This window comes from Actinomadura rubrisoli (genome assembly GCF_004349215.1).
Lineage (GTDB): Bacteria > Actinomycetota > Actinomycetes > Streptosporangiales > Streptosporangiaceae > Spirillospora > Spirillospora rubrisoli.
This window is the reverse complement of the sequence record NZ_SMKU01000376.1, coordinates 1-8,754: the sequence shown is the minus strand read 5'-3', so window position 1 is coordinate 8,754 and position 8,754 is coordinate 1. Positions and strand designations below refer to the sequence as shown.

The window sequence follows — 8,754 nt, the reverse complement described above, 5'->3', positions numbered from 1 at the left end:
AGGTGGGGGAGTGCGGTGGGCGGGGCGGACACGTCGATGAGCGTGGTGCCGTCCGGATAGGAGCCCCAGCCGTCCGGTGCGGTCTCCGTGATCTCGGCCGTGCCGCCGAGGAGACCGGTCAGCTGCCGAGCGCGCGCGGCGACACCGTCCGGGACGCCCTCCACCAGGACGGAAACGGTCCCGGGGCCGATGTACTCGATCGCGCTCGGCGCAACCGGCGAGTGTAGGACGGACTGGACCGCCTCGTACACCTCCCCGGCACCGTTGACGCCGCACGTCACCCACGCTCGGGCGGCCGGTACCGGGTGCAGGCGAAAGGTGGCCTCCACGATGAGCCCAAGGGTGCCGTAGGAGCCGCAGAAGAGCCGCCCCAGGTCGTACCCGGCGACGTTCTTGACGACCTTCCCACCCGAACGCGCGATCTGGCCGTCCGCCCGGACGATCGTCAGCCCGATGACCAGATCCCGGGGCGTCCCGTACAGCGACCGGAGCGGCCCGGCCGCACCCGCGGCGATCGTGCCGCCGACCGTGGAACCGGGCAGCGGGACGTCGAGGGCGAGCCGCTGATCCCGTTCGGCGAGCATCTCACCGAGCCGGTCCATCGGAAGCCCGGCCTGGGCCTTCGCCACCAGGTCGCCGGAGGCGTGCTCGACCAGCCCGTCCATCCGGTGGGTGTCGACCAGCAGATCGCAGCGCCGCGGAGGCGCTCCCCAGTCCAGGCGGGTCTCGCCACCACGCGGGACGACGGCGAGACCCATCTCGGCGGCGACCCGCATGACCTCGGCCGCCTCAGCAACGTTCCCCGGTGCGGCGACCAGCGCGGGCTGGATTCCGAGCACTCCCTCGGCGGGTTCACCGGGACGGACGTCGCCGCACACCTTGGCCAAGGCGTCCAGGGCCTTCGCAGGGGCGTCCTGGGGCTGCATCAGAAGATGTCCGCCTTTCCCTCGTACGGGTGCGGGCCCTTGCGCACGCCGGGGACCTCACCGCACAGGCGAGGCGTCGGGAAGATCTTCCCCGGATTGCACAGCCCGGCCGGATCGAAGCCGCACCGGACCATCTGCATCGTGTCCAGATCGGCGTCGCTGAACATCCGGGGCATGTAACGGGACTTGTCAACGCCGACACCGTGCTCGCCCGTAATGGACCCGCCATGCTCGATGCACAGGTCGAGGATCGCGCCCGACACCTCCTCGGCGCGTTCCGCAGCGCCGGGCTCGGCGTCGTCGAACAGCACCAGCGGGTGCAGGTTCCCGTCGCCCGCGTGGAAGACGTTCGCGACCCGCACGCCGGACTCGGCCGACAGCGCGTCGATGCGGGCCAGGACCTGGGGCAGGGCCGTCCGGGGGATCACGCCGTCCTGGACGAGGTAGGCGGGGCTGATCCGGCCGACCGCGGCGAACGCCGACTTGCGGCCCGTCCAGATCAGGGCCCGCTCGGCGTCGTCCGCGGCGATCCGGATCTCGAACGCGCCGGCCTCCCGGCACAGCCGCTCCACCTCGGCGAACTGCGCCGCGACCTCGGCCCGCGGGCCGTCCAGCTCCACGATCAGCACCGCGCCGGCGCCGGGCGGGTACTCGCAGCGCACCGCGGCCTCGGCCGCCTCGATCGACAGCGCGTCCATCATCTCGATCGCCGCCGGGACGACCCCCGCCGCGATGATCGCCGACACGGCGCCGCCGCCCGCCTCGATGGAGCCGAACGCCGCGAGCAGCGTCTGGACGGTCTCGGGCACCCGCGTCAGCCGCACCGTGATCTTCGTGGTGATGCCGAGCGTGCCCTCCGCCCCGACGAACACCCCGAGCAGGTCGTAGCCGGGGTCGCCGGCCGACAGCTCCACCAGCTCGCCGTCCGGCGTGACGACCTCGCAGGCGAGCACGTGGTGCGCGGTGAAGCCGTACTTCAGGCAGTGCGCGCCGCCGGAGTTCTCGGCGACGTTCCCGCCGACCGAGCAGATCTGCTGGCTGGACGGGTCGGGCGCGAAGTAGTAGCCGTGCGGGCGGGCCGCCCGCGACACGTCCAGGTTGATCACGCCGGGCTCGACCACGGCCCGCTGGTTGGGAACGTCGATCTCCAGGATCCGGCGCATCCTGGAGGTGACGATGAGGACGCCGTCGGTGCGGGGAAGCGCGCCACCGGACAGGCCCGTCCCGGAACCACGCGCCACGTACGGGACCCCGGCGGACACACACGCGCGCACGATCGCGGCGATCTGCTCGGCCGTGTCGGGCAGGACCACGATCGCAGGCATCGCGCGGTGGTTGGTGAGACCGTCGCACTCATAGGTGCGCAACCGCACGGGATCGGTGATGACACGTTCGGCGCCGAGCATCGCTTCGAGGCGCAGGGCGAGCGCCCGGAGTTCCGATTCCATCGCCTCCACCATCCTCCCGGGCCCGGAACGGCCGCAAGATCGCCCGCACTGATTTCACCGGCCCCGTACGCGTCAGGGCATGCGCTCGTACGCCGGGGTCGTGAGGAACTCCGAGTACTCGTCCGCCAGCGTGACCTCCTTGAACAGGGCCACGGCCTGGTCGTAGCGCGGCGCGTTGTACGCCTCGCCCAGCTGGGTGCGGATGCCGGCCAGCTCCTCCTCCAGGATCCGCTCCACCAGCTCCTTGGTGACCTTCGGGCCGTCCTTGAGCTCGATCCCGTTGTAGATCCACTGCCACACCTGCGAACGGGAGATCTCCGCGGTCGCGGCGTCCTCCATCAGGTTGTGGATCGCGACCGCTCCGGCGCCGTCCAGCCAGGTGGCGAGGTAGCGCAGCGCCACGTCGATGTTGTTGCGCAGGCCCGCCTCGGTGATGTCGCCGGGGGTCGCCGCCACGTTCAGCAGGTCGGACGCGGCGACCTTCACGTCCTCACGCAGCCGGTCGCGCTGGTTCGGCCTGTCGCCGAGCACGCCGTCGAACACCTCGCGGCAGATCGGCACCAAGTCGGGGTGGGCGACCCAGGAGCCGTCGAAGCCGTCGCCGGACTCGCGGGCCTTGTCGGCCCGCACCTTCTCCAGCGCGACCTTGTTGACGGCCTCGTCACGGCGGGACGGGATGAACGCGGCCATGCCGCCGATCGCGTGCGCGCCGCGCTTGTGGCAGGTGCGGACGAGCAGCTCGGTGTAGGCCCGCATGAACGGCGCCGTCATCGTGATCGCGTTCCGCTCCGGCAGGACGAACCCGGCGCCGCGGTCCCGGAACTTCTTGATCACCGAGAAGAGGTAGTCCCAGCGGCCCGCGTTCAGGCCCGCGGAGTGGTCGCGCAGCTCGTAGAGGATCTCCTCCATCTCGAACGCGGCCGGGATCGTCTCGATCAGCACCGTCGCGCGGATCGTCCCGCGCGGGATCTCCAGGGCGTCCTGCGCGAGGTTGAACGCGTCGTTCCAGAGCCGCGCCTCCAGGTGTCCCTCCATCTTGGGCAGGTAGAAGTACGGGCCCTTGCCCTTGTCCAGCTGCCTGCGCGCGCTGTGGAAGAAGTAGAGCCCGAAGTCGAACAGCGACCCGGACACGGGCTCGCCGTCGACGAGCAGGTGCTTCTCCTCCATGTGCCAGCCGCGCGGCCGGACGACGATGGTGGCGAGCTCGGAGTCGTCCTTGAGCGCGTAGGACTTGCCGGTCCCGGCGTCGGTGAAGTCGATCGTCCGGTCGAGGGCGTCCCGGAGGTTGAGCTGCCCCTCGATCATGTTGTTCCACAGGGGGGTGTTGGCGTCCTCGAAGTCGGCCAGCCACACCTTCGCGCCCGAGTTGAGCGCGTTGATGGTCATCTTCCGGTCCGTCGGGCCGGTGATCTCGACCCGGCGGTCCTCCAGGCCGGGCGCGGGCGCGGCGACACGCCAGGTGTCGTCATTGCGGACGCCTGCGGTCTCGGGCAGGAAGTCCAGCGTCCCGCCGCCGGAGAGCCTGCGCTGACGCTCGCCCCGCGCCGCGAGCAGCTCCTTGCGCCGCGCGCCGAACTCGCGCTGCAGAGCGGCGAGCAGGCCGAGCGCCTCGGGCGTCAGGATCTCCTCGTACCGCTCGCCGAGAGGTCCGGTCACCTCGATGCCGTCAAGTCCAGCCATCGGCTCGCCTTTCGTCTAGTGAAATTCCACTTCTGCCTCATGGAGAACGCTACTTGGCGGTGCTGAGGCAGGTCAAAGCGGGGTGGGCCCCGCCGGCTCCTCGTTCCTCCTCGCAGCCTCCCCGCGCGCCCCCGCGCCGACCCCTGGTGATAATCGCGTGACCTGTGCCAACGGGGCGTGAGACCATCGCGGGGAAGATACGGCCGCGCCGCGGCGTTCAACAGAGGACATATGACTCTTCCTTTCTCTGCAGACCAGGCCCCGGACGAGTTCGAACCCATGACGGGAGAACTCGACCTTGAGGACCGGCGGGCGCTACGGCGCGTCGCCGGTCTGTCCACCGAGCTGACCGACGTCACCGAGGTCGAGTACCGCGCCCTGCGGCTGGAGCGGGTCGTCCTCGTCGGCGTATGGACCGAGGGCACGGCCGCGATGGCCGAGAACTCGCTGCGCGAGCTGGCCCTCCTCGCCGAGACCGCCGGCTCCGAGGTCCTGGAGGGCCTCGTCCAGCGCCGGTCCCGTCCCGACCCGGCCACCTACATCGGCTCCGGCAAGGCCGCGGAGCTGCGCGACATCGTCATCGCCACCGGCGCCGACACCGTCATCTGCGACGGCGAGCTGGCCCCGGGCCAGCTGCGGCACCTGGAGGAGACCGTCCAGGTCAAGGTGATCGACCGGACCGCGCTGATCCTGGACATCTTCGCCCAGCACGCCAAGAGCCGCGAGGGCAAGGCGCAGGTCGAGCTCGCGCAGCTCAGCTACCTGCTGCCGCGCCTGCGCGGCTGGGGCGGCAACCTGTCCCGGCAGGTCGGCGGCCGCGCCGCCGGCGGCGTCGGCATCGGCGGCCGCGGCCCCGGCGAGACCAAGATCGAGCTGGACCGGCGGCGCATCCGCACCCGGATGGCCAAGCTGCGCCGCCAGATCGGCGAGATGTCCAAGGCGCGCGACACCGGACGCGGCGAGCGCCGCCGCGGCGAGGTGCCCGCCGTCGCGATCGCCGGCTACACCAACGCCGGCAAGTCGTCCCTGCTCAACCGGCTGACCGGCGCCGGGGTGCTGGTGGAGAACGCGCTGTTCGCCACCCTCGACCCCACCGTCAGGCGCGCCGAGACGCCGGGCGGCCGCCACTACACCCTGGCCGACACGGTCGGGTTCGTCCGGCACCTCCCGCACCAGCTCGTCGAGGCGTTCCGCTCGACGCTGGAGGAGGTCACGGGCGCCGGGCTCGTCCTGCACGTCGTGGACGGCTCCGACCCCGAACCCGAGGCGCAGCTCGACGCCGTCCGCGAGGTGCTGCGCGAGATCGGCGCCGACACGATCAACGAGATCGTCGTCATCAACAAGGCCGACGCCGCCGACGACCTCGCGATCGTCCGGCTCCAGCGCCGCGAGCCGCACAGCGTCGTCGTGTCCGCCCGCACCGGGCAGGGCATCGACGAGCTGCGCGCGGCGATCGAGGCCGAACTGCCGGGGCTGGAGAGCGAGCTCCACGCCCTGGTGCCCTACGAGCGGGGCGATCTGATCGCGCGGGTGCACGACCACGGCGAGGTGCTCAAGCTGGAGCACGTCGCCGAGGGCACCCTCCTTCACGCCAGGGTTCCGGGCGATCTGGCGGGCGAACTGTCCCGTTACGAGGTGGTGGCGCCCACCGTCTGACGGCGGGATCCCTCGACCTCGGACACGTTCACGCGGGCTCCTCCAGGGGCCCGCGTGAACGTCGTCCGGGCCGGTTTCCGTCCGGAATCGGTGTTCGGGACGGTCCGGATATGGCCCTTCGGCTGATCCTGGTCGCTGAAAGGTGACAGCTTCTGCATTTCGCTTGACGGCCCCGTTGAATTCCGTACGGTCGTATAGCTAAGGGCGGGGTGATGGCTGTCGATGCGCTGCGACCAGGTGTTCTGCGGTTGGGTACGTGATTTGCGAGCTTTGTTCGGCGGGTCGGCCGCCACCGCCGTGGCGCACGCCGGGCCAGGTACCGCCCGTCCGGCCGGAACTTGTTGCCGTCCAAGGCCGTTCGACGACCAGAGGTTGTCGGACGGGCCTCCAGTGCACTACCGTGACGAAACCGATATCTCCGGTCTCGTTGCCCGTGGTGGTCGCCCGACCACCCGGCCCTCCAACGGTGATTCGCCGGCACCCAGTCGGCGTCTCGGATCGAGAGCAGGTGGCCCACTCCATGGCAGGTCCGAGCGCCGGAACAAGAGCGGGTGGCCCGCTCCCTCTCTCCACAGCGTCCGTTACCGCGCCCCGCGGCGCGTTGCTCCATCCAGGTCGGTGACCCTATGACGGTACGGCTGTTGACGAACATCGGCAGGCTCTGGACGGGCACCGACGTCTGCAGCAACGCCGCCGTACTCATCCACGACGACCGGATCGTCTGGGCCGGGCCCGCGTCCGACCTGCCCCAGAGCGTCCCCGGCATCATCGACGACATCGTCGACGTCGACCACGTGGAGAACCTCGGCGGCGGCCTGGTCACACCCGGGCTCATCGACGCGCACTCCCACCCGGTCTACGCGGGCAACCGCTGGGCCGAACTCGCGATGCGCACCAGCGGCTCGTCCCACTCGGCCATCGCGGCCGCGGGCGGCGGCGTCAACTCCACCGTGACGGTCACCCGCGGAACCGACCCCTGGACCCTGTGCAACGGCGTCCGCGAACGCCTCCGCCAGTGGATCCTCGCCGGGACGACCACGGTCGAGGCCAAGACCGGCTACCACCTCACCCGCGACGGCGAACTCGCCGACATCCGCATGCTGCGCTCGCTCGAAGGCGAGCCCTCCATGCCCCGGATCCACGCGACGTTCCTCGCCGCCCACATCCTCCCGCCGGAGTTCTTCGGCCGCCGCCGCGACTACATCGAGGCCGTCCGCCTCTGGGCCGGCGACGCGGCCGTCGCCGGTGCCGACAGCATCGACGTCTACTGCGACGAGGGCCACTTCACCGCCGAAGAGGCCCGCGCCCTCCTGCTCACCGGCAAGCGCGCCGGCCTCAAGGCCCGCATGCACGCCTGCGCCAACGAGCGCGTCGGCGCCGCGCAGGTCGCCGCCGAGGTCGGCTGCGCGTCCGCCGACCTGCTCACCCAGGCCAACGACGACGACATCAAGGCCCTCGCGCACGCCGGCGTCACCGCCACCGTCTGCCCCGGCAGTTCCCTCAACAGCACCCGCGCCCCGGCGCCCGTCCGGCAGATGCTCGACCGCGGCGTCACCGTCGCCCTCGGCACCGACCACAACCCGGGCCAGTGCGGCATCACGTCCATGCCGCTGGTCATCGGCCTGTCCGTCGCCATGTTCGGCCTCAGCGTCACCGAGGCCCTCCGCGCCGCCACCCTCGGCGGAGCCGCCGCCCTGCGCGTCGGCGACCGCGGCTCCCTCGCGCCCGGCATGCTCGCCGACATCGTCCTCTGGGACGCCGACCACGAGGGCGCGTTCGCGTGGGCCTTCGGCCTGCGCGCACTCCGCGTCTGGCGCGGCGGCGTCCCCGTCCAGCCCTGACCCACCCGCCGATCCCTTGAGAACGCTCCATGACGGACCCGGGGGAGTAGGGTCCCCTCCATGGGCAGCGCGGTCGCGATCGTCACGGACTCAACCGCCTACCTCCCGCCGGGCCTCGCCGAACGCCACGGCCTGACCGTCGTCCCCCTGCAGATCGCCGTAGGCGGCGCCCTGCGGGACGAGGGCGACATCACCAGCGCCGAAGCCGCCCAGGCACTCCGGGACTGGCACCCCGTCACCACGTCTCGCCCGGCCCCCGAGCGGTTCGCGTCCGCCTACAAGGCCGCCGCCGGAACGGGCGCCCGCGCGATCGTCTCCGTCCACCTCTCGTCCGCCATGTCCGGCACGATCGAGGCGGCCCGGCTCGCCGCCGAGGACGCCCCGGTCCCCGTCCGCGTCGTCGACAGCGGAACCATCGGCATGGGCCTCGGCTTCGCCGCCCTCTCGGCCGCCGCCGCCGCGCTCACCGGCGCCGACGCGGAACAGGCCGCCGCCGCGGCCACGCGCCGAGCCCGGCTCTCCCGCTCGCTCTTCTACGTCGACACGCTCGAACACCTCCGCCGCGGCGGCCGGATCGGCGCGGCCGCGACCCTGCTCGGCTCCGCCCTCATGGTCAAACCACTGCTCGGCATAGCCGACGGCAAGATCGCCCCCTTGGAGAAGGTCCGCACCTCCTCACGCGCACTGGCCCGCCTGGAAGAGATCGCCGTCGCGAAGGCGGCCGACCACCGCGTCGACCTAGGCGTCCAACACCTGGCCGCCGCCACCCGCGCCGAAACCCTGGCGACCCGCCTCCGCGAACGCATCCCGCACGTCGAGGACGTCTACGTAGGCGAAGTGGGCCCCGTCATCGGCGCCCACGTAGGCCCCGGCATGCTGGGCGTGGTCATAGCCCCCCAGTAGCCACACCGTCGCAGCTCAAGGCCACGAGCGCGGAAACAAGAGCCCCGCTGCCCCCGAGTTATCCACAATTTCGCGACCCCCTGCCGCCCGATGGTGGACCCGCCTAGCGTCGGACGGCATGAGCACGAGTCAAGACCGCCTCCAGACCCTGACAGATCGCCTGAAGTCGCCGACGAACGGACAACCCGTCCGGCGTTTACCCGCACAACCCGACAGATCCACCCTTCGCATCTTCCTCATGATCGCCGTGGTCGCGTCCCTCGCCGCGGGCGGCTACCTCTGGATGGCCCGCCCCCGTCC

At 71.6% G+C, this 8,754-nt stretch carries 7 protein-coding genes; 4 read left to right on the top strand and 3 right to left on the bottom strand.

What is annotated here, in order from left to right:
• The 3 genes from E1298_RS40045 to aceB all read right to left on the bottom strand — a co-directional run.
• Positions 1–926: FAD-binding oxidoreductase (locus E1298_RS40045; RefSeq protein WP_131902608.1), on the bottom strand; the 926-nt coding region annotated here is incomplete at its 3' end.
• Positions 926–2,374: an FAD-linked oxidase C-terminal domain-containing protein gene (locus E1298_RS40040; RefSeq protein ID WP_131902607.1), complete on the bottom strand. Its 1,449-nt coding sequence runs from the start codon at positions 2,372–2,374 to the stop codon at positions 926–928. The genes E1298_RS40045 and E1298_RS40040, both read right to left, overlap by 1 nt.
• Before the next feature lie 72 nt (positions 2,375–2,446).
• Entirely contained in the window at positions 2,447–4,054 is a 1,608-nt protein-coding gene (gene aceB / locus E1298_RS40035) for a malate synthase A (RefSeq protein ID WP_131902606.1), read from the bottom strand.
• Between the two features lie 231 nt (positions 4,055–4,285).
• Here aceB and hflX point away from each other — a divergent pair, with 231 nt between their 5' ends.
• The 4 genes from hflX to E1298_RS49845 all read left to right on the top strand — a co-directional run.
• Positions 4,286–5,710, top strand: coding sequence for a GTPase HflX (gene hflX, locus E1298_RS40030; RefSeq protein ID WP_131902605.1), 1,425 nt, complete (start codon positions 4,286–4,288; stop codon positions 5,708–5,710).
• A gap of 626 nt (positions 5,711–6,336) precedes the next feature.
• Positions 6,337–7,551, top strand: coding sequence for an imidazolonepropionase (gene hutI, locus E1298_RS40025; protein WP_131902604.1), 1,215 nt, complete (start codon positions 6,337–6,339; stop codon positions 7,549–7,551).
• A gap of 60 nt (positions 7,552–7,611) precedes the next feature.
• A complete protein-coding gene (locus E1298_RS40020; protein WP_131902603.1) occupies positions 7,612–8,454 on the top strand; it encodes a DegV family protein in 843 nt (280 codons plus the stop codon).
• A 118-nt stretch (positions 8,455–8,572) separates the two neighbouring features.
• Positions 8,573–8,754: hypothetical protein (locus E1298_RS49845; protein WP_207945117.1), on the top strand; the 182-nt coding region annotated here is incomplete at its 3' end.

Excerpts from the sequence above, each read along its gene's own strand:
- E1298_RS40040 (WP_131902607.1), bottom strand. The coding sequence starts at position 2,374 with ATGGAATCGGAACTCCGGGCGCTCGCCCTGCGCCTCGAAGCGATGCTC.
- E1298_RS40020 (WP_131902603.1), top strand. The coding sequence starts at position 7,612 with ATGGGCAGCGCGGTCGCGATCGTCACGGACTCAACCGCCTACCTCCCG.
- hutI (WP_131902604.1), top strand. The coding sequence starts at position 6,337 with ATGACGGTACGGCTGTTGACGAACATCGGCAGGCTCTGGACGGGCACC.
- aceB (WP_131902606.1), bottom strand. The coding sequence starts at position 4,054 with ATGGCTGGACTTGACGGCATCGAGGTGACCGGACCTCTCGGCGAGCGG.
- hflX (WP_131902605.1), top strand. The coding sequence starts at position 4,286 with ATGACTCTTCCTTTCTCTGCAGACCAGGCCCCGGACGAGTTCGAACCC.